Here is a 26,583-nt window from a genome sequence, read left to right as displayed (position 1 = left end):
GGTGCTGGAGAGCAGGTCAGGCTGCTGCCGCGTGACGTCCGCTCGGGGCCGGCAGCGGCAGGCCGCCGCCGAGGATGTCACCCAGGCCGAGCAGGTCCAGGATCGGACCGAGCAGGTCGGTGAGGGCGCTCGGGTCGGTCGGCAGGGTGCCGCCGTTGGCCGCGTCGCACAGGGGCTGGGCCTGCGAGACCGCGTCGCACAGCTGCTGCAGCGACAGGTCGCTCGGGAGGCCGCCGCCGGCGGCACCGGCGAGACCGTCGCACACCGCCTGCGGGACGCCCGAGTCGCACAACGTCTGGATCGACGTGAAGTCCGACGGCAGGCCGCCGCCGGGCAGGCCGGGGATCTGGCCGAGCAGGCCGGTCAGCGCCGACGGGTCGGTCGGCAGGCCGCTGCCGGCAGCAGCGTCGCAGAGCGGCTGGGCCTGCGGCACCTGGGTGCAGAGGGTGTCGAGCGAGACGTCGCTCGGCAGGCCGCCACCGGCGAGACCGGCGAGGGCGTCGCAGACGGGCTGCGGGACACCGGAGTCGCACAGGGTCTGGATCGGGCTGGAGGTGCCACCGCCGGCCTTGCAGGTGTTGAGCGCCGCGCGGGCCTTCTCGGCCTTGGTCTCGGCGGACTGCAGCCGGTGGTAGAGCCGGTGGACCTTCTTGCGCAGGTGGCGGACCTTCGCCTTGTTGTGGTGGCGCTTCGCCTGCTTGAGGGCGTGCTTGGCCTTCTTGAGCTTGTGCTTGACGGCGTGCTTGTGGGCCAGCGCCGCGTTGTAGTTCGACTGCTCGGTGGTGCAGCTGCCTGCCGCACGCGCAGCGGGCTGCGCGGCCGAGGCGTTTCCGGCGGTCGTGCCGACCACCGCGAACGACAGCCCGGCGGCGAGCGCCAGGGCGACGAACATCCTGATCAGAGCGCGATGCATCGCGATCTCCCTCCATAGATCCGGCGCACCGCGGGTTCCCCCCAGCACTGCGGCCCGGTGTGTGATGAATCGGACGCCGTTGACGCCCCCCGGCACGGTACCCACGGGCTCGGTCGGTGTCCTCGGAATGGAGAACGCCGCGCCACCCGGCGGGTGACGCGGCGTTCCGCAAAATCTTGAAAGTCGGGACCTTGGTCCCAACTCCGTCGCTCAGCCCTGCTGGCTCACTTCTTGGTCTCCCAGAAGATCTCGGCGATCTCGTCGATCTTCGCGAGCAGCTGGTCCGCGACGTCCGCGTCGAGGGAGCCCTTGGTGCCGGACGCGCCGGCGAGCTTGGTGGCCTCGTTCACGAGGGTGTGCAGCTGTGGGTACTTCTCGAAGTGCGGCGGCTTGAAGTAGTCGGTCCACAGCACCCACAGGTGGTGCTTGACGAGCTCCGAGCGCTGCTCCTTGATCAGGACGGCACGCGTGCGGAAGTCCGGGTCGTCGCTGTCGAGCGCCTTGGCGATGATCGCCTTGACCGACTCGGCCTCGATCCGGGCCTGGGCCGGGTCGTAGACGCCGCACGGCAGGTCGCAGTGAGCGGAGACCTCGATGGTGGGAGCGAAGAGTCGCGAGAACATGCGGGTCCTCTCTGGTGGGGTCGGTTCGGGTTTCACTGCGACACTACTCGGCGTGCTGGGGTTCGCGGTCGTGCGGGGCGACTCGATGCGGCCGACCCTGGAGCCGGGGGACCGGCTGCTGGTGCGGTACGGCGCGGCGGTCGCACCCGGCCGGGTGGTCGTGGCCCGGTTCGCCGACGGCGCAGTCGTCGTGAAGCGTGCGGTCGAGCGGCGTACGACGGGATGGTGGCTGCTCGGGGACGCCGCCCCCGTGGGGACGGACTCGCGGCACCGCGGGCCGGTCGCTCCGGACGACGTGCTCGGTGTGGTCGTCGGGCGGGTGTGGCCGCGGCCGCGACGCCGTCTGTGACCCGGCTCATCCGTCTCACCGGGAGACCCTCGGAAGCGCTGTGTGGGAGGATCCGCAGTTGTGGCCGCAGATCCTTCCCCCCATCCACGCGCTGGTGAGCCGGTCTTCGACCTGCACCTCGGCGGCAAGATGGAGACCGTCGCGACCGTAGGACTCTCCAACAAGGAGGACCTCTCGCTCGCCTACACCCCGGGCGTCGCCCAGGTGTGCGAGGCGATCGCCGAGGACCCGTCCTACACCCGCCACTACACGTGGGTCCCGAACACGGTCGCGATCGTCACCGACGGGACCGCGGTGCTCGGCCTCGGCGACATCGGCCCGGCGGCGGCGATGCCCGTGATGGAGGGCAAGGCCGTCCTGTTCAAGCAGTTCGGCGGCGTCGACGGGGTGCCTATCTGTCTGGCGACCACCGACGTCGACGAGATCATCGAGACCGTCGTGCGGCTGGCGCCGAGCTTCGGCGGCATCAACCTCGAGGACATCTCGGCTCCGCGGTGCTTCGAGATCGAGGACCGTCTCAAGGAGCGGCTCGACATCCCCGTCTTCCACGACGACCAGCACGGCACCGCGGTCGTCACCCTGGCTGCGCTGCAGAACGCGCTGCGCCTGACCGGCCGCAACCCGGAGTCGACGCGGGTCGTCATCTCCGGCGCCGGCGCCGCGGGTGTCGCGATCGCGAAGATCCTGCTCGAGGCGGGCGTCAAGGACCTGGTCGTGACCGACCGCAAGGGCGTCGTGAGCTCCGACCGCTCCGACCTGACGCCGGTCAAGAAGGCGCTCGCCGAGCTGACAGCGGACCGGACCGGCCGCTCGGGGACGCTCGCCGACGCGTTCGCCGGCTCGGACGTCTACATCGGCGTGTCCGGCGGCACGATCCCCGAGGAGATCGTCGCCACGATGGCCGACGACGCACTGATCTTCGCGATGGCGAACCCCAACCCCGAGGTGCACCCCGAGGTTGCGCACCGGCACGCCCGGGTGGTCGCGACGGGGCGGTCGGACTTCCCGAACCAGATCAACAACGTGCTGGCGTTCCCGGGCATCTTCCGCGGCGCGTTCGACGTGCACGCCACCGCGATCACCGAGGGCATGAAGCTCGCCGCCGCGAACGCGCTCGCGGCCCTGGTCGGCGACGACCTGACCGAGGAGCTGGTGATCCCCTCCCCGTTCGACCCCCGGGTCGGCCCGGCGGTCGCCGCGGCCGTCGCCGAGGCCGCCCGCCGGGACGGCGTGGCCCGGGTCTGAGGACCGCCCTGCGGTCTCGGTAGGTTGGCCGTATGTTCGCCGTCTTCGCCGAGTCCTTCAGCTCCGACGACCCCCTGAGCGGCCTGGTGCTCGGGGAGCAGCCCGAGCCGGAGGTGCCGGACGGCTGGACGACGGTCACCGTCAAGGCCGCCTCGCTCAACCACCACGACCTCTGGTCGCTGCGCGGTGTCGGGCTCAAGGAGGAGGCCCTCCCGATGATCCTCGGCTGCGACGCCGCGGGTCACGACGAGGACGGCAACGAGGTGGTCGTCCACGCGGTGGTCTCGAGCCCGGACTGGCGCGGCGACGAGACCTTCGACCCGCGCCGGTCGCTGCTCTCCGAGCGCCACCCGGGGACCTTCGCCGAGCGGGTCGCCGTACCCCGCAGCAACATCGTCCCCAAGCCCGCCTCGCTGTCGTTCGAGGAGGCAGCGTGCCTGCCGACCGCCTGGCTCACGGCCTACCGGATGCTCTTCACCCAGGGCGGGCTCAAGGCCGGCGACACCGTGCTCGTGCAGGGCGCGGGCGGCGGCGTGGCGACGGCGCTGATCGCGCTGGGCCGTGCCGGGGGGCTGCGGGTGCTCGCCACCAGCCGCGACGAGGCCAAGCGCGCCAAGGCGCTCGAGCTCGGCGCACACGAGGTCTACGAGTCCGGCGAGCGGCTGCCCGCCAAGGTCGACGCGGTCATGGAGACCGTCGGCCGCGCGACCTGGGCGCACTCGATCCGGTCCCTGCGCCCCGGCGGCAAGCTCGTCATCTCCGGGACGACCTCGGGTCCGAAGCTCGACGACGCGATGCTCTCGCACATCTTCTTCCTGCAGCTGAGCGTGATCGGCTCGACGATGGGCACCCGCGACGAGCTCGCGTCCCTGGTCACCATGCTCGACGCCACCGGCGTCCGGCCGCTGCTCGACCGCACCCTCCCCATGGACCAGGCGCGCGACGGCTTCGCCGCCCTGGCTGAGGGCGACGTGTTCGGCAAGATCGTCTTCACCCGCTGAGCGCAGGGAGGCTCTCCTGCCCGAAACTCGGTCGCCGTTGTCGGTGGCTTCGGGAAGGATTCGGTACGTCGTGAGGTTGCGACGACGCGTCCGATGAAAAACATCGCGGCGCAGTGTCGTAACAGGCGAACCCGCTTCGTCGTACAGACGAGAAGCGGAACCGCCGCCCCGGCCGGCTCCTGCACCCGACCACCGTTAGGACCTGAGATGACTGCGCCCCACGAGACCGGACCGGTCGAGGAGCTCGACCCGGTCGTGCCGGGCGAGCTCGCCGCGTTCGAGGAGGAGTTCGCCCCGGAGGCGGAGGCCACGGGCCGCACGCCGCTCGTCGTCAAGCTGCTGGTTGCCGCGACCTTCGTCGTGATCCTCAACGAGACGATCACGATCAACGCGATCCCGCGGCTCAAGGAGCACTTCGGCATCACCGACTCCTCCGCCCAGTGGGTCACCACGATCTTCATGCTGACGATGGCGGCGGTCATCCCGCTGACCGGCTGGTTCCTGCAGCGGGTCAGCACGCGGACGGCGTACGCCGCCGCGATGATCACGTTCTGCACGGGCACCCTGGTCGCCGCCGTGGCGCCGGCCTTCGGCGTGCTCCTGGTCGGGCGGATGATCCAGGCCTCCGGCACCGCGGTGATGATGCCGCTGCTCATGACCACCCTGATGACCGTCGTGCCGCCCCACGACCGCGGTCGGGTCATGGGCAACGTGACGCTCGCGATGTCGGTCGCGCCGGCGCTCGGCCCGGCCGTCTCCGGACTGGTGCTGCAGCTCGGCTCGTGGCGGCTGATCTTCGCGGTGGTGCTGCCGATCGCGATGCTGGTGGGCTACTTCGGCTTCCGCCTCGTCGAGAACGTCGGCGAGACCAAGGTGACGTCGGTGAGCTGGGTCAGCGTGGTGCTGGCGGCCAGCGGCTTCGGCGGCCTCGTCTACGGCCTGAGCAAGATCGGCCACGCCGCCTGGCAGGAGCCGACCCTGATCATCGGAGCCGGCGTGCTGCTGGTCGCGGTCTTCGCTGCCAACCAGATCCGGCTCCAGCGCTCCGGCACGCCGCTGCTCGACCTGCGGACGCTGACGCACAGCACCTACCGCACGTCGCTGGTCCTGATGGCGGCCGCGTTCATGGGGTTCTTCGGCTCGATGCTGCTGCTGCCGCTCTACCTGCAGGGCGTCCGCGGCCTGTCGCCCCTCGAGTGCGGCCTGGTGGTCATGCCCGGCGGCCTGGCGATGGGGCTGCTCGGCCCGCAGGTCGGCAAGCTCTACGACCGGTTCGGGTCGCGGCCGCTGGTGATCCCCGGCTCGATCGGGATGGTCGCGATGCTCGTCGGCCTCAGCCAGGTCACCACGACCACCCCCTACGCGCTGATCGTCCTCATGCACGTCCTCCTGATGACGAGCCTCGCCGCGATCTTCACCCCGGTGTTCTCGCTGGGCCTCGGTGACCTCCCGCCCGAGCTCTACTCCCACGGAAGCTCGCTGCTCGGCACCCTGCAGCAGGTGGCCGGCGCCGTCGGCACCGCGCTGCTGGTCGTGATCGAGACCAACCGGTCCGCCGGTCTGCTCGAGTCCGGGTCGTCGATCGACGAGGCGTTCGTCGGCGGCATGCAGTGGGCACTGCTGGCCTCGGCCGGCATCGGCCTGATCGTCGTGGCGATGGCCCTGCTGCTGCCCGCACGGGTCGAGCCCGCGGACCCGCACGTCGGCCACTGAGGAACGCGCGCCGAGTCGGCTCATCTCTCGATGAGCCGACTCGGCGCTCTCAGGCCTCGTCGAGGCCGTCGAGGAACTCGTCGAGGAGCGGCCAGCTGAGGTCGGGGGCGCGGACTCCGGCGACCAGGCCCAGGTGGCTCAGGCCGTCGGCGGACCAGTAGCGGGCGCCGGGGACCACCGTGGTGCCGGCGGCGACGGCGGGACCGTTGGCGATGTTGTCGGTGCGGCTGCCGATGAAGAGCACCGGGGCACTGACGTCGGCGAGCCGGACGGCGCGCTCGGAGGACAGGTGCACGGTGCCCGACGCCAGCTCGTTGCGCGCGATCAGGCGGGCGTGGATCTGGTGGTAGGCCCGCCCGGGGTAGCCGGGCATCGAGTCGATGAACCGGTCGACGGCCTCGGTCCGGGCGAGCGCCTCCGCGTCGAGGATGTTGCGCGCGAGGTGCGCGGCCTTGGTCACCTCGCGTCGCAGCGCCATGGCGCGGTAGCTGGTGCGGACCAGGCGGCTCGGCACGCCGCCCAGTGCGGCGGTCGGCGCCGTGGCGGCGCGGGTGCCGAGCATCCGGTCGGCGGCGGCGATCGGCTGCACGGCCGGGACCAGGCTGTAGTCGATCGGGGTCCCGAAGGCGGTCAGGGACCCGAGCGGCAGGTCGGGATGGGTGGCGGCGGTGAGCAGGCTCATGGTGCCGCCGAGCGACCAGGCGACGACGTCGACCGGCTCGTCCTCGTGCGCCGCGGAGACGGTGCGGACCGCTGTCGGGATGATGTCGTCGATCCAGTCCTCGAAGCCCATCGCCCGGTCGGCGAACGTGATCTCGCCGTAGTCGACGACGTAGGTCTCCCGGCCGGCGTCGAGCAGGTGGCCGGCGAGGCTCTGGCCGGGCCGCAGGTCGTAGCAGCGCGTGGACACGGCCAGCGGGGGGACCAGCAGGACCGGGCGCGGCCTGGTGGCCGGCGCGTCGCGGAGGAGGTGCCGCAGCTGGCGGTGCGGCTCGTCGTACACGATCTCGGCCGGCAGGCCGTCGTAGCCCTCGATCCCGGAGCCGAGCGGCGAGATGGCCCACGCGTTCCGCGCGGCGGTCGCCAGCCGGGCGCGTCGGCTCATCGGGTGGAGTCCCAGTTCAGCGCGCCGATCATCAGCATCCGCAGCTGCGTGCGCGCCGTGTCGGCGAACCGGCGCTCGGCGTCGGACCCGGGTCGGGCGGTCAGGACGTTCTCGACGGTGGCGACCATCGCGTTGACGATCAGGTTCGACACCACGCGCAGGTCGTCCCCGGACCAGGTGTCGGTCCCGGGCAGCCGGGCCAGGTCCGTGGCGAGCTCGCGCTCGAACAGCGCGATCTCCCGGGCGATCGCCTCGCGGACGGCCGGGGGACCGGCGAACCGCTCGCGGGCGATGAACGCGAACTGTCGCTCCTGGAGGCGGACGTGCCGGACGAGCACGTCGACCGAGCCGTCGATCACCTCGCGGAACCCCGGGTCGTTGCGGCGGCGGACGTCGCGCATCATCGCGCGCAGGCTGACGAAGGACTCCTCGACGAGCGCGAGGCCGAGCTGCTCGATGGAGTCGAAGTGGCGGTAGAAGGCGGTCGGCACCACGCCGACCTCCTTGGCCACCTGGCGCAGCGACAGCGCCATCAGCGTGCTGTCCTCGCAGAGGTCCAGCGCGGCGTCGAGGATCGCGCGCCGGGTGCGCTCCTTGCGCTCCACGCGGGACTCGGTCACCTACCCAGTCTAGTCAGGAGTACATGTGTGCACCCTCACGCGTGGTAGCCGTTGACTCGGGCACCGGGAGTGGGAAACCTATGAGTGTACGAATGTGCACTCAAACTTCCCTCGCACCGAGGAGACACCCATGACCATCACCGATGCCGCCGCACCGCGCGCCGGTCTCGCCCAGCGGCTGCTGCGCTCGCGGCTCGCCGCGGCGCTGGCGTCGCCGCACGGCGTGGACCGCTACCTGGAGCAGGTCAACCCGATGTGGGCCGCCCACGAGGTGCGCGCCCGGGTCGTCGACGTCCGCCCGGAGAACCCCGGCTCCGACGCCGCGCCGGTCGCGACCCTGACCCTCCAGCCCACCAGCACCTGGCGCGGCCACCGCGCCGGCCAGCACGTCCTCGTGGGCGTCGACATGCCCGGCGGCAAGCGGGTCACCCGCGCGTTCTCCATCTCCTCGGCGGCATCGCTGCCGGGCGAGCAGATCACCCTGACCATCCGGGCGCACGAGGAGGGGGTGCTGTCGAAGTACCTCGTCCGCGAGGCGCAGCCCGGCCAGATGCTGCACCTGAGCCAGGCGCAGGGCGAGTTCACCCTCAACGAGAGCCCTGCGACGCCGACCAACAACCGGCTGCTGTTCATCACCGGCGGGTCCGGGATCACCCCGGCCATGTCGATGCTGCGCACCCTGCTGCGCGACGGCTACGACGGGAAGGTCGGCCGCAAGGTGGTCTTCCTCCACTACGCGCGCAGCCCCGAGGACCAGATCTTCGCCGAGGAGCTCGCGGAGATCGCGGCCGCCGACAACGGCGCCGAGGTGCACCTTCGGTACGGCGACCAGCTCTTCTCGGAGTTCGAGCTGCGCCGCCTGGTCCCCGACCACCGCGACACCGACACCTGGCTGTGCGGTCCGGCCGGGCTGGTCGAGCTCGTCCGTTCGGCGTACGAGCTGGGGAACGGGGAGATCTCGCCCCGGCTGCGGATGGAGTTCTTCAAGCCCGTCGTCGCCCGCACCGCGGCCGCCGGCGAGCTGGTCGAGGGCGAGATCAGCTTCACCCGGTCCGGCAGGACGACCGCGACCACCGCCGCCAGCCTGCTGGAGCAGGCCGAGGAGCTCGGTCTCACGCCGGAGTACGGGTGCCGGATGGGCATCTGCTTCTCCTGCACGCGCAAGGTCAACGGCACCGTCCGCAACGTCCTCACCGGCGAGACGACCACCGCCACCGACGAGGACACCCGCATCTGCGTCAACCAGGCCGTCGGCGACTGCGCCGTGGACCTGTGACCGACACCCGACAACGAGGAGCCTGACATGACTGTCACCGACGCACCGACGACGTACCACGGCCTCACCGACGACCAGCTGGAGTCGTTCGGCAACGAGATGGACGCGATCCGCCAGCGGATCCTCGCCGACCTCGGCGACGTCGACCGCGACTACCTGCTGCGCGTGCTCAAGTGGCAACGCAGCCTCGAGGTGACCGGCCGCGCGCTGTTCTACCTGCCCCCGGCCTGGCCGCTCGCGGTCGCGGCCCTCTCCCTGTCGAAGATCCTCGACAACATGGAGATCGGCCACAACGTGATGCACGGCCAGTACGACTGGATGGGCGACCCGCACCTGAACTCCCGGATGTTCGACTGGGACACGATGGCGCCGGGCGAGAACTGGAAGTACGGCCACAACTACATGCACCACACCTACACCAACATCGTCGGGAAGGACCGGGACATCGGCTACGGCATCCTGCGGATGGACGAGGACCAGGAGTGGCGGCCGTACTACCTCGGCAACCCGGTCTACGCCTTCCTGCTGATGACGTTCTTCGAGTGGGGCGTCTCGCTGCACGACCTCGAGGTCGACGAGCTGGTCGCCGGCCGGCGGACCTGGTCGGAGAACCGGGAGATCGCGGCCCGGATGTGGAAGAAGATGAAGAAGCAGGTGCTCAAGGACTACGTCCTGTTCCCCGCGCTGACCGGGCCGCTGTTCCCGCTCACGTTCGCCGGGAACTTCACCGCCAACATCGTCCGCAACATCTGGGCGTTCAACATCATCTTCTGCGGCCACTTCCCGGCGGGCGTCGCGACGTTCTCGCTCGAGGAGACCGAGGACGAGAGCCGCGGCCAGTGGTACCTGCGGCAGCTGCTCGGCTCGGCCAACATCACCGGCAGCAAGCTGTTCCACATCATGAGCGGCAACCTGTCGCACCAGATCGAGCACCACCTGTTCCCGGACATCCCGGCGCGCCGCTACCCGGAGATCGCCGGCGAGGTCCGCGAGATCTGCGAGCGCTACGGGCTGCAGTACAACACCGGCCCGCTGCGCAAGCAGCTCGGCAGCGTCTTCGCGAAGATCTGCCGCCTCGCGCTGCCCAGCCGTACGGCGAAGCAGCCGGCCGCCGACGTCCGGGCCGACGCGCAGTTGGCGGCCTGAGGCCGGTGCGGGACACTGGCCACATGAGCGACCGCGAGGGTCCCGACCACCTGACCAAGGGTGAGATCGCCAAGGACGCCGTCGAGGCGACGGCGCAGGCGGCAGCGACCGCCGTCGGCGAGGTGGCGACGATCATCACCCGGGCCATCGGGGACATCGCCGGAGCCGTCGGCGGGTTCGCGACCGAGGTGTTCGAGATCCGCGACGCCTCGCGGCGCGCCTCGCAGGAGCACCTGTCGGCGGTCGACGCCGACGCCGACGGCGCCGAGTCGGACTAGTCGAACGTCAGCCGGAACGACGCCATCCGGAACGAGCCGAGCCGGCGGGCCGGTCGCAGGTACGCGAGCGGCCCGTCGGCGGCGAAGGTCCAGCGCGCCCGGCAGGGGAGCGCCTTCGCGGTGCCCGACATGACCACGTCGGCCGGCTCCGGGTGGTCCTCGATCCCGGGCTGGTGCACGTTCCCCTTGAACGGCACCCGCGGCGCGGCTCGTGAGACGTCGCTGAAGCTCGCCTCGACGATCGGGTGCCGATCGACGGTGGCGGTCCAGTGCGTCGAGGTGAGCGGGCCGCGGAACGACGACTCGAGGTCGAAGTCGCACAGCTCCTTCGGGATGGCCCAGAGCTCGCGGCCGCCGGCCTTCGAGGCGGGGGAGTCGACCCAGATGTCGACCACGCTCACGGCGCCCTTGTGCTCACCCTCCGGCAGGTAGCGCGCCACGAGCAGCTCGGAGTAGGTGAGCGGGCTCGGGTCGACGTACGACACCAGGCAGACGCCGTAGGTCCCGGCCGGGTGCCGCTCGTCCGCGTCGGCGCTCAGCCGGAACAGCGAGAGCCACAACGAGCCCTCCATGCACCACGGCGCCGGCGGGTAGGACGGTCCGGTCACGGCTGCTGCTCCCTCTTCGGGCCGAGGCTGTCGGCCGCCTTCTCGATCGCGCCCGCCACGTCGATCACCCGTGCGGCCGTGATGTGCGGTTTCTGGACCTCCTTGGCGACGTAGCGCGCCACGAACCGGCGCAGCTCCCCGTCGACGCCTGCCGCGACCTGGGTCAGGGAGGCGCGCAGCCCCTGGGCCTTGAGGCGCACCTCGACGTCCTCGGTGCGCGGCGGGGCCACCTCCACCTCGATCGCGAGGTCGGCGCGGCCGTGCACGGTCAGCAGGAGCGGGACGGTGACGTCGGCGTCGAAGCGTTGCTTGTCCATGCCGAGGTCGAGGACGAGCTGGAAGGTCACCGGGACGAGGACGGCGAACCGCAGGGGAAGGGTGCCGACCCGCTCTCCGGTCGCCATGCCGATCCGGCCCTTCGCGTGCACCTTCGCCAGCCGCCCAGGACCGACCCCGAGCGGCCCGACCTCGATCGGCCGGTCCGCCATCACGTTCACCCCTGCGAGCACCCGCTCGACCGTGACCGCGCGCTCGAAGAAGAGCTCGCCCCACGCGGCGTACTCGATGACATCCGCATCGCTCACGCGGCTGACACTAGGGCAGCATCAGTCCTCGGGGTCGTCGAGCCGCGCCAGCCAGGTCGCGAACCGCTCGACGGCGGTCTCGAACTCCGGGTGGGTGTCGACGAACTCCTGGAGCCGCTCCCCGACCCACGCCAGGGTGACCTCCTCGTCGCCCCGGCGCTGCTCGAGCTCCTCGATGCCGCGGTCGGTGAAGTACATGCGGCCCCGATCAGGCGAAGGCTCGCGCGACGAGGTCCTTCTGCTCCTCGAGGTGGCGCTTGGCGACGCCGACCGAGGGAGAGGAGGACGCCGCGCGCGAGACCAGCTCGACCGGCTTGTCGAGCGCCGGGAAGACGGTGAGCCCGTAGAACGGCCAGGGGCCCATGTTCGCCGGCTCGTCCTGCACCCAGCGGACCCGCTTGAGGTTCGGGTACTTCGCGATCTCCGCGGCGATCTCCTCGGCCGGCTGCGGGTAGAGCTGCTCGACCCGCGCGATCGCGACCGACGCGCCGTTGTCGCGCTTGCCGCGCTCGACCATCAGGTCCCACGTGATCCGGCCCGAGCACAGCAGCAGCGTCTCGACCGAGTCCGGGTCCGCGGCCGAGTCGGCGATGAGCGGCTGGAAGGTGCCCTCGGTGAAGTCGGACGGCTGCGAGGCCGCCTCCTTGCGCTTGAGCATCGACTTCGGCGTGAACACGACCAGCGGCTTGTGCTCGCCGCCGAGCGAGTGCCGTCGGAGCAGGTGGAAGTGCGACGCCGGGGTGGACGGCTGGGCCACGACCCAGGCCTCGTCGGCGCACATCGCCATGAACCGCTCGATCCGGGCGGAGGAGTGGTCGGGGCCCTGGCCCTCGTAGCCGTGGGGGAGGAGCAGCACGACCCCGCTGTCCTGGCCCCACTTGGTCTTGCCGGCGGAGATGTACTCGTCGATGACGGTCTGGGCGCCGTTGACGAAGTCGCCGAACTGCGCCTCCCAGGCGACGAGCGCCTCGGGCCGCGCGACCGAGTAGCCGTACTCGAAGCCGAGCGCGGCGTACTCCGAGAGCAGGCTGTCGTAGATGAAGAACTTGGCCTGGTTCTCGCTGAGGTTCGACAGCGGAGTCCACTCGTCGGCGTTGACCCGGTCGATGATCGTCGCGAAGCGCTGGACGAACGTGCCGCGGCGCGAGTCCTGGCCGGCGAGCCGGACCGGACGGCCGTCCATCAGCAGCGCGCCGAACGCGAGGATCTCGCCGGTGCCCCAGTCGATCGGGCCGTCGGTGATCGCAGCGGCCCGGCGCTGCAGCTGCGGCATCACCTTCGGGTGCACCGTGAAGCCGTCCGGCGGCGACACGTAGGCGTCCGCGATCGTCTTGAGGGTCTCGAAGGGGACGGCGGTGACGGTCTCGCCCTCGGGCTTGTCGGGGTAGTCCGGAACGGTGGTCCAGCTGGTCGGCGTCTCGTCGGCTGCCTCGCGGACCTCGGTGAAGACCCGCTCCAGCTGCGCCTGGTAGTCGCGCAGGACCTGCTCGGCCTCCTCGATCGTGATGTCGCCACGACCGATGAGGGACTCGGTGTAGAGCTTGCGCACCGAGCGCTTCTGCTCGATCAGGTCGTACATCAGCGGCTGGGTGTAGGACGGGTCGTCGCCCTCGTTGTGGCCGCGCCGGCGGTAGCAGACCAGGTCGATCACGACGTCGGTGTTGAACGCCTGCCGCCACTCGAAGGCGAGCCGCGCCACCCGGATGCACGCCTCGGGGTCGTCGCCGTTGACGTGGAAGATCGGCGCCTGCACCATCCGGGCGACGTCGGTGCAGTAGAGCGTGGAGCGGGACGCGCCCGGCGAGGTCGTGAAACCGACCTGGTTGTTGATGACCAGGTGGATGGTGCCGCCGGTGCGGTAACCGCGCAGCTGCGAGAGGTTGAGGGTCTCCGCGACCACGCCCTGGCCCGCGAAGGCCGCGTCCCCGTGCAGGAGCAGCGGGAGCACCGGGAACTCGGTGCCGCGGTCGAGCACGTCCTGCTTGGCCCGGGCGATGCCCTCGAGGACCGGGTCGACGGTCTCCAGGTGCGACGGGTTCGCCGCGACCGACACCTTGATCTTGTCGCCGCTGCCCGCGACGAACTCGCCCTCGGCGCCCAGGTGGTACTTCACGTCGCCCGAGCCCTGGACGGTGCGCGGGTCGATGTTGCCCTCGAACTCCCGGAAGATCTGGGAGTACTTCTTGCCGACGATGTTGGCCAGCACGTTCAGCCGGCCGCGGTGCGCCATGCCGATGGCCACCTCGTCGAGCCCGACCTCGGCCGCGGCCTCGCAGATCTCGTCGACGACCGGGATCGTGGTCTCGCCGCCCTCGAGCGAGAACCGCTTCTGCCCGACGAACTTGGTCTGCAGGAAGGTCTCGAAGGCCTCGGCCTGGTTCAGCTTCTGCAGGATCCGCAGCTGCTCCTCGCGGGGCGGCTTGGTGTGCGGGCGCTCGACCCGCTCCTGGATCCAGCGGCGCTGCTCGGGATCCATGATGTGCATGTACTCGATGCCGATGGTGCGGCAGTAGGAGTCGCGCAGGATGCCGAGGATGTGGCGCAGCTTCATGAACCGCCGGCCCTCGCCGCCGAACTCGCCGGTGGGGAACTCGCGGTCGAGGTCCCACAGGGTCAGGCCGTGCGTCTCCACCCGCAGGTCGGGGTGGAAGCGCTGCTTGTACTCCAGCGGGTCGGTGTCGGCCATCAGGTGGCCGCGCACGCGGTAGGCGTGGATCAGCTCGAGGATCCGGGCCTGCTTGTCGATCTCGTCGTCGTGGGACGTCGCGACGTCGGCGTTCCAGCGGATCGGCTCGTAGGGGATCCGCAGCGACCGGAAGATGTCGTCGTAGAAGCCGTCCTCGCCGAGCAGCAGCTGGTGCACCCGGCGGAGGAACTCGCCGGACTGCGCACCCTGGATCACCCGGTGGTCGTAGGTCGACGTCATCGTCATGACCTTGCCGACGCCGTTGCGGGCGATCGCGACCTCGGAGGCGCCCTGCCACTCGGCGGGGTACTCCATGGCGCCCACGCCGATGATCGCGGCCTGGCCGGCCATCAGTCGCGGCACGGAGTGGACCGTCCCGAGACCGCCGACGTTGGTCAGGCTGACCGTCGTGCCGGAGTAGTCGTCCATGGACAGCTTGTTGTCCTTGGCCTTGCGGATCATCTCCTCGTAGGCCGTCCAGAACGCCGCGAAGTCCATCGTCTCGCAGGCCTTGATCGACGGCGCCACGAGCTGGCGGCTGCCGTCCGGCTTCTGCTGGTCGATCGCCAGGCCGAGGTTGATGTGCGCCGGCGTGACCATGGTCGGCTTGCCGTCGGTCTCGGTGAAGGAGTTGTTCATCGCCGGCAGCGCCTTGAGCGCCTGGATGATCGCGTAGCCGATGATGTGGGTGAAGGAGACCTTGCCGCCGCGCGCCCGGCGGAGGTGGGAGTTGATGACGATCCGGTTGTCCCACAGGAGCTTGACCGGGATGTCGCGCACCGACGTCGCGGTCGGGACGGTCAGCGACACGTCCATGTTCTTCGCGGTCGCGGCCGGGATGCCGCGGAGCACGGTGTAGGTCGGCTCGTCCTTCGCCTCGGTCTGCACCGGGCGCGGCGCGTCCTTGGGGGTGGGCTTGTCGGTGCCGGCGGCGGGCTTCGGCGTGGTCTGCGACGCGGGGCTCACCTGCGGGGCGGGCGTGGCCTTGGGCACCGGGCGGCTGGCGGCCTTCTGCTCGGTCTCGGCGGCAGGCTTCGGCTGGGCCTCGCGCTTCGGCTCGGCGGTGGTCTTCGCAGCCGCGGGAGCGGCGGTCGCCGTACCGTTGCCGGAGCTGCCGCGGAAGTACGTCGCCCAGGCCTCGTCGACGCTGCCGGGATCGGCCTGGAACCGCTCCCTCATCTCCTCGACGAGCCACTCGTTGGCGCCGAAGCTGTCGGCCGGTGGCCCGCCGTTGGTGGAGGGGGTGGTGGACTGCTGGCCTGACGACTGCGGCACGACTTGCTTCGCCTCTTCCGGGTTCAAGAATGGGGGCGCCACTTACCTCCCCAAAGGCTAGACCCAACGCGAAGCAAATACCGGGCCTGGGCCACCCTTTGGGGCACTGTGTAACCGGCTACACATCCACGGCCCCGGGCACACCGGTCCCGACGCCGCCGACCAGGGAGGATCCGAGCGCCTTGCTCACAGCTTCACACGCGTCCGCGGCGGGCCGCGCGACGCGCCTGGCGGCGCCGCTCCTGGCGCTCGCCCTGGCCGTCGCCGGCTGCTCCGGCGACGACTCCTCGGGCTCCGGCGACGGCTCGGGCGGCGGTACGCCGAGCGGGGGAGGCTCCTCGGTGCAGACCACCGCGAAGGTGCGCAACGTCACAGGCGGCCGGCTGTCGAAGCACCGCCGGCACGCCGTGCTGACCCAGGTCACCTCCGTCGTGGACGGCTGGTGGGACGCCGCTTACCTCTCCTCGGGCGGCGACGACCAGGACTTCCCCGGGTTCACCACCGGCGCGGCGAAGCTGGCCGAGGGCGACCGGCAGATCATGACCGCCGCGGCGCTCCCGGACGGAGCCACCGACCCGGTCGCCGTACGCCGTTCCGTGGCGCTGGACATCCTGGCCGTGCACGGGCGGGCCGCCGGCGTCATCGCGACGGTCGCGCTCGGCGTGCACACCTCCGGCGACACCGACCGGATCCTGGCCGTGCGCGGCCTGCTCCAGCTCTCCCACGACAGCGGAGCGTGGCGGGTCTTCGGCTACGACGTCACCGCGACGCCCCGGGTGGTCGGCGCCTCGCCCCAGAACGCCCGGCCCCAGAAGAAGGACTCCGACAAGAAGAAGGGGCGCTCGTGACCGTCCTGCGCCGCATCCTGCGCACCGTCCCGCTGGCGATCGCGCTCGCCGGAGTCGCTCTGGTGGTGCCCGACAGCGCCGTGCACCCCACCGACGTCGCGCTGATGAAGGTGCAGGTGGCCGAGGGGACCGACCTCGGCAAGCTCGCGCACGGCAAGGACATCGTCACCGTCCTCGCCGTCGGCTCCGACGCGCGGCCCGGTGAGGACATGCTGCACACCCGCGGCGACGCCCTGCACCTGATCTTCCTCGACCTCAAGACCCACGCCGCCGCCGACATCGGGATCCCGCGCGACTCCTACGTCTCGATCCCGGGAGTGGGCTCCGACCGGATCAACGCCTCCCTCTACTACGGCGGCCCGGACCTCCTCGGGCAGACCGTGGGCAACCTGGTCGGCGTGCAGCCGGACTACGTCTTCGTCACCCGGTTCCTCTACTTCCAGCACATGGTGAACGCGATCGGCGGCATCACCGTGCACAACCCGATCTCGTTCACCGACTCGGCCATCGGCAGCTTCGACGCGGGCACCCTCCACCTCAACGGCCTGAACGCCTTGAAGTTCTCGCGGATCCGGCACCCGCTCGCCGGGGGCGACTTCGACCGGTCCGCCAACCAGGACCGGGTGATCCGTGGCATCCAGGAGCAGGTCCGCGCCCACCAGGGCGACCCGGGCTTCATCGCCCGCGGGGTGCTGTCGGTGATGCAGAACCTGGCGACCGACCTGTCGCCGTCGGAGCTGTTCCGGTTCGCGCACGTGCTGGCCGACATCGACCCGGCGAAGGTCACCAACTGCGTGGTGCACGGCGGCTTCGCCGACATCAACGGCGCCAGCGTGGTCACACCGGACGTCGCCGCTGCCCAGCGCTACGGCGACGAGGCTCGCGACGACGCGACCCTGGAGAGCTGCTGAGCCCTTGTCGAGCCCTGTCCAGTGCCGTCAGTGGTCGTCGGACGAGGCCGTCGAGCTGACCTTGTCGCCCCAGGCCGCGCGGGCTCCGGAGTCGCCGACGCGGTAGATCTGGACGCTCGCGGCCAGCGCGGCGACGACCGCGAGCGTCGCGACGGTCCGGGTCAGGCCGGGACCGGGCGCAGCCGCCGGGGCGTCCTCGGCGGCGGCCCGCTCGGCTCTCCGGCCCAACCACGTCAGCGCCGCCGCGAGGAGGAGCAGGGGGATCGCGAACCAGATCAGCTGGTCGCCGAGCTCGGCGTGCTCGCCGGGGTTGCCGACGTGCTCCTCCAGCGCCTCGCCGCTCGAGGTGGCCACGGGGATGAGCGCCACCGAGACGAGGGCCGCCGCGGTCACCAGGTAGCCGTAGCGGGTTCGCCAGGCCGGGCGCACCGCGATCGCCAGGGTGCCGAGGGCGGCCAGGGGCAGCAGCACCACCACCGCGTGGACGACGAGCGGGTGGACGGGGAGACCGTTGATCAGATCGAACACCCCGCCAGGGTGCGGCGACGGACCTGCAAAGCACCTGACTGCGTGCGGCCGCAGGGGCGCCTCCGGCAGGATTCGAACCTGCGACACCTGGTACCGGAAACCAGTGCTCTATCCCCTGAGCTACGGAGGCAACCGCAAGCCGTGCTGCCACGTCCTGCGCGCTGACGAACCCTACCGGTCGATATCGGTGGAAGAGAAAACGGTACCCGCCGATACCCTTGCCCGGTGACTCCTGCGCAGCTCTCCACCACCATCGTCGACGGCCTGACGGCCCTGGTCGACGCGGGTGCGCTCACCCTGCCCGACGGAGTGCCGGCCGAGGTGACGGTGGAGCGTCCGCGGCAGAAGGGGCACGGCGACTACGCCACGAACATCGCGCTGCAGCTGGCGAAGAAGGCGGGCACGAACCCGCGGGCCCTCGGCGAGCTGCTCGCGGAGCGGCTGCGCGCCGCCGACGGCATCGGCGACGTCGAGGTCGCCGGTCCGGGATTCCTCAACATCACCGTCGAGGCGGGTGCGCAGGGCCAGGTCGCCGCCGACATCGTGGCCGCCGGCACGACGTACGGGTCCTCGGACGCGTTCGCCGGCGAGAAGATCAACCTCGAGTTCGTCTCGGCCAACCCGACCGGCCCGATCCACATCGGCGGGGTCCGGTGGGCCGCCGTCGGCGACGCCCTCGGCCGGATCTTCGAGATGACCGGCGCGGAGGTCACCCGCGAGTACTACTTCAACGACCACGGCTCGCAGATCGACCGTTTCTCCCGGTCGTTGCTCGCCAGCGCGAAGGGCGAGCCGGCGCCCGAGGACGGCTACGGCGGTCAGTACATCCACGACATCGCGGCGGCCGTCGTCAAGGAGCGGCCCGACGTCCTCCAGCAGCCGGAGGAGGAGGCTCAGGAGACGTTCCGCGCCCTCGGGGTCGACATGATGTTCGGCGAGATCAAGAAGTCCCTGCACGACTTCGGTGTCGACTTCGACGTCTACTTCCACGAGGACGAGCTGCACAAGAGTGGCGCGGTCGACCGCGCCGTCGCGCGGCTGCGCGAGCTCGGCAACATCTACGAGAAGGACGGCGCGGTCTGGCTGGCCACCGAGAAGTTCGGTGACGACAAGGACCGCGTGGTCATCAAGTCCGACGGCAACGGCGCGTACCTGTCCGGTGACCTCGCCTACTACCTCGACAAGCGCGAGCGCGGCTTCGACCGCTGCTTCATCATGCTCGGCGCCGACCACCACGGCTACGTCGGCCGGATGATGGCGATGTGCGCGGCGTTCGGTGACACCCCGCACGTGAACCTGGAGATCCTGATCGGCCAGATGGTCAACCTGGTCCGGGACGGGGAGCCGCTGCGGATGTCCAAGCGCGCAGGCACCGTCGTCACGATCGACGACCTGGTCGACGCGATCGGGGTGGACGCCGCGCGCTACGCACTCGCCCGCTACCACGTGGACAGCCAGATCGACATCGACCTGGACCTGTGGGCGCGCCAGACCAACGACAACCCGGTCTTCACCGTGCAGTACGCCCACGCCCGGATCGCGAGCCTGATGCGCAACGCGGCCCAGCTCGGTGTCGAGCCGGTCTCGCACCCCGAGCTGCTCACGCACGAGAAGGAGGGCGAGCTGCTGCGGTCGCTCGCCGAGTTCCCGCGGGTGGTCAAGGCCGCCGCCGAGCTGCGCGAGCCGCACCGGATCGCGCGCTACCTCGAGGAGCTCGCCGGCACCTACCACCGGTTCTACGACAACTGCCGCGTGCTGCCGATGGGCGACGAGGAGACCGGCGACCTGCACCGCGCCCGCCTGATGCTCGTGGAGGCGACCCGCGTCGTGCTGGCGAACGGCCTGCGCCTGCTCGGCGTCACCGCGCCCGAGCGCATGTGACCGGGAGACGCTGATGAGCACGACCCACGAGGCCGGCTGGGCGCACGCGCCTGGAGCACTCCGCGGACCGGCCTGGCTGCAGCCGCCGCGTGACGTCAACGACCTGGTCCCGCAGCTGTGGTCGTCGACGGCCTACAAGGACGACGCCGGCGACCTGGTCGTCGGGGGAGTGCCGGTCGCCGACCTGGTGGCCGACCACAACACGCCCGCCTACGTGCTCGACGAGGAGGACTTCCGCACCCGCGCCCGCGCCTTCCGGGACGCGTTCGCGGGCTGGGACGTCTACTACGCCGGCAAGGCCTTCCTCTGCACGGCGGTCGCGCGGTGGATCGCCGAGGAAGGGCTGTGCCTCGACGTCTGCTCGGCGGGGGAGCTGACCGTCGCGCTACGAGCCGGCTTCGACGCGGCCCGGATCGGCTACCACGGGAACAACAAGTCGATCGCCGAGCTGCGCCGCGCGGTCTCCGAGGGCGTCGGCCGGATCATCGTCGACTCGGTCCAGGAGATCGAGCGGCTCGAGATGATCACCCGCGACACCGGCTGCACCGCGCGGGTGATGCTCCGCGTCACGGCCGGCGTCGAGGCGCACACCCACGAGTACATCGCCACCGCGCACGAGGACCAGAAGTTCGGCCTCTCCATCACCTCCGGCGACGCGTTCGACGCGCTGCGCCGGCTCCAGGAGGCCGAGGGGATCGAGCTGCTCGGTCTCCACTCGCACATCGGCAGCCAGATCTTCGATGCCTCCGGGTTCGAGGTCGCCGCCCGCCGGGTGCTCGCGCTGCATGCGCAGGTCTCCGAGGAGCTGGGCGTCACGATGCCCGAGATGGACCTCGGCGGCGGTTTCGGCATCGCCTACACGACCCAGGACGACCCGTCCGACCCGGCGCAGCTCGCGACCGAGATGGGCAAGATCGTCGAGCACGAGTGCCGGGCGCTCGGCGTCGACGCACCGCGGCTCTCCATCGAGCCGGGTCGCGCGATCGTCGGCCCGGCGATGTGCACCGTCTACACCGTCGGCACCGTCAAGCCGGTCACCCTGGACGCCGGAGCGGTCCGCACCTACGTCAGCGTCGACGGCGGGATGAGCGACAACATCCGCACGGCGCTCTACGACGCCGACTACTCCTGCACGCTGGCCGGCCGGTCCTCCACCGCCCCGCCGGTCCTGGCGCGGGTCGTCGGCAAGCACTGCGAGGCCGGCGACATCGTCGTCCGCGACGAATTCCTCCCGGGCGACGTCGCTCCCGGCGACCTGCTCGCCGTGCCCGGCACCGGCGCCTACTGCCGGTCGATGGCCTCCAACTACAACCACGCGCTCCGGCCACCGGTCATCGCGGTCCGCGACGGTGAGGCGCGGGTCGTCGTACGCCGGGAGACCGAGGACGACCTGCTCGCCACCGACGTCGGCTGAGCCGGCTCAGTCCCGCGTCGCGATCACCGCGCGGTGGTCCGACGGCGTGGTCAGCAGCCGGACGTCGGTCGCGGGGCCGGGGCCGTGCACGTCGTCGATCTTGCGGGTGCCGGTGCCGATGGTGCCCGCGTGGTCCTCGCGGCCCTGCCAGGCCGAGGTGAGCCCGGTGAGGCGGAGCAGGTCGTAGTTGGCGTCGCCGACGGCGTGGACGACGTGGCCGGCGCGCTGCAGCCCGGCGACCAGGCGCTCGAGCCGGCGTACCTCGTCGCGGTGCCGGCGGGCGAGCACCGGCCGGTCGGCGCGGTAGCCGTCGGCCGTGGTGCCTCCCGAGACCAGGTGGTAGCTCACGACCGCCACCGTGCCGCCGGTGCGGCGGTCCCGGTACACCCCGACCGTGGCCTCGCGGGGCGGCTCGGTGCGCAGGAGCCGGTCGGGCCGGTCGGAGCGGCCGATCCGGCTGAGCCACGGTGCACTCGCGGAGACCAGGTCGAAGCGGTCCGCGCGGGCCCCGACGACGTTGCCGCCACCCACCGCCGAGACGAAGTGGTACGCCGACCGCCGGCTCGCGCCGAGCCGGCCACCGGGGACGACCCGCACGTCGCCGTGCTCACGCAGCAGGCCGAGCCGCGAGACGTACCACTCCTGCAGCCCGACCAGGTCCGGGCCGGCGCCGAGCACCTGCCCCAGGGCGGTCCGGGCGTCCTCGCGACCGAGCGTGTAGAGGATGTTCGCGGAGGCGACGACGACCACGTCAGTGGGCGAATCCGCTGGCGTCGGACTGCGGCCGCACCCCCGCCTGCAGCCGGGCGTACGCGGTCTGGAACGCCTCGAAGAGCCGACCGGCGAGGTCGTGGCTGAACCCCTCGCGCACCACGATGCGGAGCACCGAGACGTCCGTGGCGTCCGCCGGCATCGGGTAGGCAGGCACCTGCCAGCCGCCGTTGCGCAGCTCGTGCGACAGGTCGTAGACGGTGAACCCGGGGTCACCCTCCAGCGTGAACGACACGACCGGGATCGCCGACCCGTCGGTGATCACCTCGATCCCCGCGGTCTCGGCGAGCCGCTCCGCGATCCACGTCGCGGTGTCGCGCAGGCTGGTCATGATCGAGGTGTAGCCCGCCCGGCCCAGCCGGATGAAGTTGTAGTACTGCCCGATGACCTGGTTGCCCGGCCTGGAGAAGTTCAGCGTGAAGGTCGGCATGTCGCCGCCGAGGTAGCTCACCCGGAAGACCAGCTCCTCCGGCAGCGCCGCGGCCTCGCGCCAGACGACGAAGCCGATGCCGGGGTAGGTCAGGCCGTACTTGTGACCGCTGACGTTGATCGACGCCACCCGCGGGAGCCGGAAGTCCCACGCGAGCTCGGGGCGCAGGAACGGCACGACGAACCCGCCGCTCGCCGCGTCGACGTGGACCGGGACGTCCGGGCCGCCCTTCGCGACGAGCTCGTCGAGCGCCGCGCAGATCTCCGCGATCGGCTCGAGCTCACCGGTGAAGGTGGTCCCGAGGATGCCGACCACGCCGATCGTGTCCTCGTCGACGTGGGCGAGGACCTGCTCGGGGGTGATCACGTAGCGGCCGCGCTCGACGGGCAGGTACCGCGGCTCCACCTCGAAGTAGCGGCAGAACTTCTCCCACACGACCTGGACGTTGCTGCCCAGCACGAGGTTCGGCCGGGCCGCCGCGTCGCCGCGCCGCGCGCGCCAGCGCCACTTCAGCGCCAGGCCGGCGAGCATCACGGCCTCCGAGGAGCCGATCGTCGAGACGCCGGTCGCCGACGACGGGTCGCTCGCGCTGAGCCCGGGCGCGTGGAAGAGGTCGGCGACCATCGCCACGCAGCGCTGCTCGATCGCCGCGGTCGCCGGGTACTCGTCCTTGTCGATCATGTTCTTGTCCAGCGCCTCGGTCATCAGCTGACCGGCCTCCGGGTCCATCCAGGTGGTCACGAAGGTCGCCAGGTTCAGCCGCGAGCTGCCGTCGAGCATCAGCTCGTCGTGGATGAACTGGTAGGCCGCCCGCGGCGACATCGCGTCGTCGGGGAGCCGGAGAGCGGGGAGCGGCTCCATGCCGAGCCGGCCGGTGTAGGCGGGGGTGATGTCCGCCGCGTCGTCGGTCACGGCGCGACGATAGCCCCGCCAGGTGGACGGCGGGGGCGCCCCGGAAGCGGGCGCCGATAACCTTGCGCCGTGAGCAATCCCCTCAAGGTCGCCGTGCTCGGCTGCGGATCGGTCGGGTCCCAGGTGGTCCGCCTGCTCCGCGCGCAGGCCGACGACCTGGCGGCGCGGATCGGCGCCCCCGTCGAGCTCGCCGGTGTCGCCGTACGCCGCCTCGACGCGCCGCGGGAGGTCGACGTACCGGCGGAGCTGCTCACCACCGACGCGATGGGCCTGGTCTGCCGGGGCGACATCGACGTCGTGGTCGAGGTGATCGGCGGCATCGAGCCCGCCCGCAGCCTGATCCTCGCCGCGCTCGAGAACGGCGCCTCCGTGGTCACCGCCAACAAGGCGCTGCTCGCCGAGGACGGCCCGACGCTCTACGAGGCGGCCGACAAGGCCGGGCGCGACCTCTACTACGAGGCCGCCGTCGCGGGTGCCATCCCGATCCTGCGACCGCTGCGCGAGTCGCTCGCCGGTGACAAGGTCACCCGGGTGCTCGGCATCGTCAACGGCACCACCAACTTCATCCTCGACCGGATGGACACCGCGGGCAGCGGCTTCGACGAGGCGCTGGAGGAGGCGCAGGCGCTGGGCTACGCCGAGGCCGACCCCACTGCGGACGTCGAGGGCTTCGACGCCGCGGCCAAGGCCGCGATCCTCGCGAGCCTGGCCTTCCACTCCCGGGTGACGGCGGCCGACGTGCACCGCGAGGGGATCAGCGAGGTCACCGCCGGCGACGCGCGGTCCGCCCGCGACATGGGCAGCGTGATCAAGCTGCTCGCGATCGCCGAGCTCCGCACGACCGAGGGCGAGGGCGGGCACAGGGACGAGGCGGTCTGCGTCCGCGTGCACCCGGCGATGATCCCGAGGTCGCACCCGCTCGCCAGCGTGCGCGAGGCCTACAACGCGGTCTTCGTCGAGTCCGAGGCCGCCGGCCAGCTGATGTTCTACGGCCCCGGCGCGGGCGGCGCCCCGACCGCGAGCGCCGTGCTCGGCGACCTGGTCACGGTCGCGCGCAACCACCGCCAGGGCACCCGCGGCGTGGGCGAGTCGGCGTACGCCGACCGCACCGTGGTGCCGATGGGGGAGGCGCGCACCCGCTACCACGTCGCGATCGACGTCGACGACCGCGCGGGCGTGCTCGCCGCCGTCGCGACCGCGTTCGCGGGCCACGGCGTCTCGATCCAGACCGTCCGCCAGGAGGGCCGCGACGACGACGCGCAGCTCGTCGTCGTCTCGCACGAGGCCACCGACGCCCAGCTCGCCGCGACCGTGGAGGAGCTGCGGGGCATGGACATCGTCCGCGACGTCACCTCGGTGATGCGGGTGGAAGGGACCGAGGAATGACCGCGCGTGCCCAGTGGCGAGGGGTGGTCGAGGAGTACCGCGACCTCCTGGACATCCCGGCGGACACTCCGGCCGTCACGCTCCGGGAGGGCGGCACCCCGCTCGTGCACTCCGAGTGGCTCTCCGGCCTGACCGGCGCCGAGGTGCACCTCAAGGTCGAGGGCGACAACCCGACCGGTTCGTTCAAGGACCGTGGTATGACGGCCGCGATCTCGGTCGCCAAGCACGAGGGTGCGCAGGCCTGCGTCTGCGCGTCGACGGGCAACACCTCGGCGTCGATGGCCGCCTACGCCGCCAAGGCCGGACTGACCCCGCTCGTGCTCGTCCCCGAGGGCAAGATCGCCGCGGGCAAGATGGCGCAGGCGATCATCCACGGCGCGCACGTGATCATGGTGCGGGGCAACTTCGACGACTGCCTGCGGCTCGCGCGCGAGCTCGCGGACGCCTACCCGGTCGCGCTGGTCAACTCGGTGAACCCGGTGCGGCTCGAGGGTCAGAAGACCGCCGCGTTCGAGATCGTCGACTTCCTCGGCGACGCCCCGGACTACCACCTGCTGCCGGTCGGCAACGCCGGCAACATCTCGGCGTACTGGCTCGGCTACACGCAGTACGCCGACCTCGGCCGCTCGTCGAGGCGCCCGGTCATGCGCGGCTTCCAGGCCGCGGGCGCCAGTCCGCTGGTGACCGGCGCACCGGTCGCCGACCCGGAGACCCGCGCCACCGCGATCCGGATCGGCAACCCCGCCTCGTGGGACCTCGCGGTCGGTGCCGCCGAGCAGTCGGGCGGCCGGTTCGCGGCCGTCGAGGACGACGACATCCTCTCCGCGCAGCGAGAGCTGGCCCGTGCCGACGGCGTCTTCGTCGAGCCCGCCAGCGCGGCCGGCGTCGCCGGGCTGCTGCAGGAGCTGAAGGCGGGGGAGAGCTACACCGGGAAGACCGTGGTCGTCACGGTCACCGGGCACGGGCTCAAGGACACCGCCACCGCTCTCGAGGGCTTCGCCGAGGCCGGTGGCACCGTCGTCGACGAGGTCGTCGACGCAGACCTTTCCGCCGTCGCCTCGGCCGCCGGTCTGGTCGAGACGGCCGCCCTGAGGTGAACGGCTTCGCCGCGGGCCCGGTCCGGGTGTCGGTGCCGGCGACGTCGGCCAACCTCGGGCCGGGCTTCGACGCCCTCGGTCTCGCGCTCGGGCTGCGCGACCGGCTCGAGGCGGAGGTGACCGACGGGGGCCTGGAGGTCCGGGTCGAGGGCATCGGCCGTGACGACGTGCCTCGCGACGCGAGCCACCTCGTGGTCCGCTCGATGCGGGCGGCCTTCGACCGCCTGGACGCCCGGCCCGCCGGGCTCCGGCTGACCTGCCACAACGTCATCCCGCACGCGCGCGGGCTGGGGTCCTCCTCGGCCGCCATCGTCGCCGGGGTGTGGCTCGCGCGCGAGCTCGTGGCGGGCGGCCGGCTGCTGCTCGACGACGACGCGCTGCTCGACCTCGCCGCGCAGATCGAGGGGCACCCGGACAACGTCGCTCCCGCGCTGCTGGGCGGGTTCACCATCGCCGGGCGCGACGATGTCGACGGGACGTTCTTCGCCGTACCGGGGTCGGTCGACCCGCGGATCGGAGCAGTCGTCTTCGTCCCGCCGGACGGGGTCTCCACCGAGGCGGCCCGCGGCCTGCTGCCCGACCTGGTGCCGCACGCCGACGCCGCCGCCAACGCCGGACGCGCCGCGCTGCTCGTGGCCGCGCTCGCCGGACGCCCGGACCAGCTGCTGCGAGCCACGGCCGACCGGCTGCACCAGTCCTATCGCCGCGCGGCGATGCCGGCGAGCCTCGACCTCGTCGAGGAGCTGCGCTCCCAGGGCACGCCCGCGATCATCTCCGGTGCGGGCCCGACGGTGCTGGCGTTCACCGCGGCGGCCGACGGCGACGGCGCGGAGCGGCTCGGCACGCACTGCCCCGACGCCTGGACCGTGCTCGAGCTGCCGATCGACACCCGGGGCGCCGCCGGCTGGTGAGCCGGGCCACGTCGGCGGCCGCCCGGTGGTACATTGACGGCGCGCCGAATCCGGCGCGCGCGACACCGGGCC

Annotated in this window: 25 protein-coding genes and 1 tRNA gene; 14 read left to right on the top strand and 12 right to left on the bottom strand. The window is 71.6% G+C overall.

What is annotated here, in order from left to right; translation table 11 throughout:
- Nucleotides 1-16: 16 nt before the first annotated feature.
- The gene (locus ABD709_RS14190; RefSeq protein ID WP_344776495.1) at nucleotides 17-913 is read right to left on the bottom strand and encodes a hypothetical protein; all 897 of its coding nucleotides are present in this window, start codon (nucleotides 911-913) and stop codon (nucleotides 17-19) included.
- Nucleotides 914-1,137: 224 nt separating this feature from the next.
- The gene (gene sodN / locus ABD709_RS14185) at nucleotides 1,138-1,536 is read right to left on the bottom strand and encodes a superoxide dismutase, Ni (protein ID WP_344776493.1); all 399 of its coding nucleotides are present in this window, start codon (nucleotides 1,534-1,536) and stop codon (nucleotides 1,138-1,140) included.
- A gap of 52 nt (nucleotides 1,537-1,588) precedes the next feature.
- Here sodN and ABD709_RS14180 point away from each other — a divergent pair, with 52 nt between their 5' ends.
- From ABD709_RS14180 to ABD709_RS14165, 4 genes are all read left to right on the top strand, one after another.
- The gene (locus ABD709_RS14180; RefSeq protein ID WP_344776491.1) at nucleotides 1,589-1,885 is read left to right on the top strand and encodes a S24 family peptidase; all 297 of its coding nucleotides are present in this window, start codon (nucleotides 1,589-1,591) and stop codon (nucleotides 1,883-1,885) included.
- A gap of 129 nt (nucleotides 1,886-2,014) precedes the next feature.
- A complete protein-coding gene (locus ABD709_RS14175) occupies nucleotides 2,015-3,130 on the top strand; it encodes an NAD(P)-dependent malic enzyme (RefSeq protein WP_344776632.1) in 1,116 nt (371 codons plus the stop codon).
- Nucleotides 3,131-3,162: 32 nt separating this feature from the next.
- Nucleotides 3,163-4,131, top strand: a complete 969-nt coding sequence (locus ABD709_RS14170) for a zinc-binding dehydrogenase (protein WP_344776489.1) — start codon at nucleotides 3,163-3,165, stop codon at nucleotides 4,129-4,131.
- Between the two features lie 207 nt (nucleotides 4,132-4,338).
- Nucleotides 4,339-5,844, top strand: coding sequence for an MDR family MFS transporter (locus ABD709_RS14165; RefSeq protein ID WP_344776487.1), 1,506 nt, complete (start codon nucleotides 4,339-4,341; stop codon nucleotides 5,842-5,844).
- 49 nt (nucleotides 5,845-5,893) lie between these two features.
- Here ABD709_RS14165 and ABD709_RS14160 read toward each other — a convergent pair whose 3' ends face one another.
- Complete coding sequence (locus tag ABD709_RS14160) at nucleotides 5,894-6,949, bottom strand: alpha/beta fold hydrolase (RefSeq protein ID WP_344776485.1); 1,056 nt, start codon at nucleotides 6,947-6,949, stop codon at nucleotides 5,894-5,896.
- Entirely contained in the window at nucleotides 6,946-7,569 is a 624-nt protein-coding gene (locus ABD709_RS14155; RefSeq protein WP_344776483.1) for a TetR family transcriptional regulator, read from the bottom strand. The genes ABD709_RS14160 and ABD709_RS14155 overlap by 4 nt, the downstream gene beginning before the upstream one ends.
- Nucleotides 7,570-7,699: 130 nt before the next feature.
- Between ABD709_RS14155 and ABD709_RS14150 the strand changes: the two genes are divergently transcribed.
- Genes ABD709_RS14150 through ABD709_RS14140 form a run of 3 tightly spaced genes read left to right on the top strand, consistent with a single transcriptional unit; the run spans nucleotide 7,700 to nucleotide 10,269 of the window.
- Nucleotides 7,700-8,845, top strand: a complete 1,146-nt coding sequence (locus ABD709_RS14150; protein WP_344776481.1) for a ferredoxin reductase — start codon at nucleotides 7,700-7,702, stop codon at nucleotides 8,843-8,845.
- A gap of 27 nt (nucleotides 8,846-8,872) precedes the next feature.
- Nucleotides 8,873-9,991: a fatty acid desaturase family protein gene (locus tag ABD709_RS14145; RefSeq protein WP_344776479.1), complete on the top strand. Its 1,119-nt coding sequence runs from the start codon at nucleotides 8,873-8,875 to the stop codon at nucleotides 9,989-9,991.
- A gap of 23 nt (nucleotides 9,992-10,014) precedes the next feature.
- Nucleotides 10,015-10,269, top strand: a complete 255-nt coding sequence (locus ABD709_RS14140) for a hypothetical protein (protein WP_344776477.1) — start codon at nucleotides 10,015-10,017, stop codon at nucleotides 10,267-10,269.
- On the opposite strand, the gene ABD709_RS14135 is transcribed toward ABD709_RS14140, so the two are convergent.
- Genes ABD709_RS14135 through ABD709_RS14120 form a run of 4 tightly spaced genes read right to left on the bottom strand, consistent with a single transcriptional unit; the run spans nucleotide 10,266 to nucleotide 15,422 of the window.
- Nucleotides 10,266-10,877, bottom strand: a complete 612-nt coding sequence (locus ABD709_RS14135; RefSeq protein WP_344776475.1) for an acetoacetate decarboxylase family protein — start codon at nucleotides 10,875-10,877, stop codon at nucleotides 10,266-10,268. The genes ABD709_RS14140 and ABD709_RS14135 overlap by 4 nt on opposite strands.
- Complete coding sequence (locus ABD709_RS14130; RefSeq protein ID WP_344776473.1) at nucleotides 10,874-11,461, bottom strand: hypothetical protein; 588 nt, start codon at nucleotides 11,459-11,461, stop codon at nucleotides 10,874-10,876. The genes ABD709_RS14135 and ABD709_RS14130 overlap by 4 nt, the downstream gene beginning before the upstream one ends.
- Before the next feature lie 21 nt (nucleotides 11,462-11,482).
- Entirely contained in the window at nucleotides 11,483-11,659 is a 177-nt protein-coding gene (locus ABD709_RS14125) for a DUF6104 family protein (RefSeq protein ID WP_344776471.1), read from the bottom strand.
- Nucleotides 11,660-11,669: 10 nt separating this feature from the next.
- Nucleotides 11,670-15,422 carry a multifunctional oxoglutarate decarboxylase/oxoglutarate dehydrogenase thiamine pyrophosphate-binding subunit/dihydrolipoyllysine-residue succinyltransferase subunit gene (locus ABD709_RS14120; protein WP_344776469.1) on the bottom strand — a complete coding sequence of 1,251 codons (3,753 nt, stop codon included), beginning with the start codon at nucleotides 15,420-15,422 and terminating at the stop codon, nucleotides 11,670-11,672.
- 182 nt (nucleotides 15,423-15,604) lie between these two features.
- Between ABD709_RS14120 and ABD709_RS14115 the strand changes: the two genes are divergently transcribed.
- Both ABD709_RS14115 and ABD709_RS14110 read left to right on the top strand, forming a co-directional pair.
- Entirely contained in the window at nucleotides 15,605-16,270 is a 666-nt protein-coding gene (locus ABD709_RS14115; RefSeq protein WP_344776467.1) for a hypothetical protein, read from the top strand.
- A complete protein-coding gene (locus ABD709_RS14110) occupies nucleotides 16,267-17,181 on the top strand; it encodes an LCP family protein (RefSeq protein ID WP_344776465.1) in 915 nt (304 codons plus the stop codon). Before ABD709_RS14115 ends, ABD709_RS14110 begins: the two co-directional genes overlap by 4 nt.
- A 27-nt stretch (nucleotides 17,182-17,208) precedes the next feature.
- On the opposite strand, the gene ABD709_RS14105 is transcribed toward ABD709_RS14110, so the two are convergent.
- Both ABD709_RS14105 and ABD709_RS14100 read right to left on the bottom strand, forming a co-directional pair.
- The gene (locus ABD709_RS14105; RefSeq protein ID WP_344776463.1) at nucleotides 17,209-17,709 is read right to left on the bottom strand and encodes a DUF2231 domain-containing protein; all 501 of its coding nucleotides are present in this window, start codon (nucleotides 17,707-17,709) and stop codon (nucleotides 17,209-17,211) included.
- Between the two features lie 57 nt (nucleotides 17,710-17,766).
- Nucleotides 17,767-17,839 (bottom strand) — tRNA-Arg (locus ABD709_RS14100).
- Between the two features lie 95 nt (nucleotides 17,840-17,934).
- Between ABD709_RS14100 and argS the strand changes: the two genes are divergently transcribed.
- Nucleotides 17,935-19,590 carry an arginine--tRNA ligase gene (gene argS / locus ABD709_RS14095; protein WP_344776461.1) on the top strand — a complete coding sequence of 552 codons (1,656 nt, stop codon included), beginning with the start codon at nucleotides 17,935-17,937 and terminating at the stop codon, nucleotides 19,588-19,590.
- Nucleotides 19,591-19,603: 13 nt separating this feature from the next.
- Nucleotides 19,604-21,004 (top strand): diaminopimelate decarboxylase, encoded by a 1,401-nt coding sequence (gene lysA, locus ABD709_RS14090; protein WP_344776459.1) that lies wholly within the window; start codon nucleotides 19,604-19,606, stop codon nucleotides 21,002-21,004.
- Nucleotides 21,005-21,010: 6 nt separating this feature from the next.
- On the opposite strand, the gene ABD709_RS14085 is transcribed toward lysA, so the two are convergent.
- Nucleotides 21,011-21,754 carry an exonuclease/endonuclease/phosphatase family protein gene (locus ABD709_RS14085; protein WP_344776457.1) on the bottom strand — a complete coding sequence of 248 codons (744 nt, stop codon included), beginning with the start codon at nucleotides 21,752-21,754 and terminating at the stop codon, nucleotides 21,011-21,013.
- 1 nt (nucleotide 21,755) lies between these two features.
- Nucleotides 21,756-23,117 carry a glutamate decarboxylase gene (gene gad, locus ABD709_RS14080; RefSeq protein ID WP_344776455.1) on the bottom strand — a complete coding sequence of 454 codons (1,362 nt, stop codon included), beginning with the start codon at nucleotides 23,115-23,117 and terminating at the stop codon, nucleotides 21,756-21,758.
- A gap of 69 nt (nucleotides 23,118-23,186) precedes the next feature.
- On the opposite strand from gad, the gene ABD709_RS14075 reads away from it, so the two are divergent.
- Genes ABD709_RS14075 through thrB form a run of 3 tightly spaced genes read left to right on the top strand, consistent with a single transcriptional unit; the run spans nucleotide 23,187 to nucleotide 26,511 of the window.
- The gene (locus ABD709_RS14075; protein WP_344776453.1) at nucleotides 23,187-24,503 is read left to right on the top strand and encodes a homoserine dehydrogenase; all 1,317 of its coding nucleotides are present in this window, start codon (nucleotides 23,187-23,189) and stop codon (nucleotides 24,501-24,503) included.
- A complete protein-coding gene (gene thrC / locus ABD709_RS14070; RefSeq protein ID WP_344776451.1) occupies nucleotides 24,500-25,600 on the top strand; it encodes a threonine synthase in 1,101 nt (366 codons plus the stop codon). The genes ABD709_RS14075 and thrC overlap by 4 nt, the downstream gene beginning before the upstream one ends.
- A complete protein-coding gene (thrB, locus tag ABD709_RS14065; protein WP_344776450.1) occupies nucleotides 25,597-26,511 on the top strand; it encodes a homoserine kinase in 915 nt (304 codons plus the stop codon). The genes thrC and thrB overlap by 4 nt, the downstream gene beginning before the upstream one ends.
- The last annotated feature ends 72 nt before the right edge of the window (nucleotides 26,512-26,583 follow it).

Origin of the sequence: Nocardioides panacisoli, assembly GCF_039537325.1 — a bacterium.
Lineage (GTDB): Bacteria > Actinomycetota > Actinomycetes > Propionibacteriales > Nocardioidaceae > Nocardioides > Nocardioides panacisoli.
This window is presented reverse-complemented; position numbering and strand designations above follow the sequence as displayed.